The 420-nt window shown below is 64.5% G+C and carries 1 pseudogene; it reads left to right on the top strand.

Going from position 1 to position 420, the window contains the following annotated elements:
- Positions 1–134 precede the first annotated feature (134 nt).
- A pseudogene (locus D7Y11_RS43000) lies at positions 135–420 on the top strand (hypothetical protein); the annotation flags it as partial.

Here is a 420-nt window from a genome sequence, read left to right as displayed (position 1 = left end):
ACCATCCGCTTCACCATCTGAGACTTGAATGCATCCGTGTACGGCACTGCGTCCTGTCTGCTCTCGCCCCCAAGGCGTGGTCATCCCGGCCATTCAGCCGAGGCGACAACTTCCCTGACACAGGGGGGACGCAGGTGCTGGCGGCTCGGACCTACGAGCAGTTGGTTGACCGAGAGCATCCAGTGCGCGCTGTATGGGCGGCTGTCGAAGCGCTGGACATGTCGGACTTCGAGCGCGCTATCCGTGCGCGTCCCCATCACGCGGGTCGTGCGGCGGTGGACCCGAGGCTGTTGCTAAGCCATCCGGGGTAAATCTTTGCCTACCCAACGAGTGCGGGCAGAGGAGATGAGACGTCGGAAGCCTCCTGGGCGGCCCAACTGCGCCAGGAGGTGGACGGCAGCAGCGTAGAAGTCCTCCCGC

The organism is Corallococcus sp. AB018, from assembly GCF_003986945.1.
Lineage (GTDB): Bacteria > Myxococcota > Myxococcia > Myxococcales > Myxococcaceae > Corallococcus > Corallococcus exiguus.
This window is presented reverse-complemented; position numbering and strand designations above follow the sequence as displayed.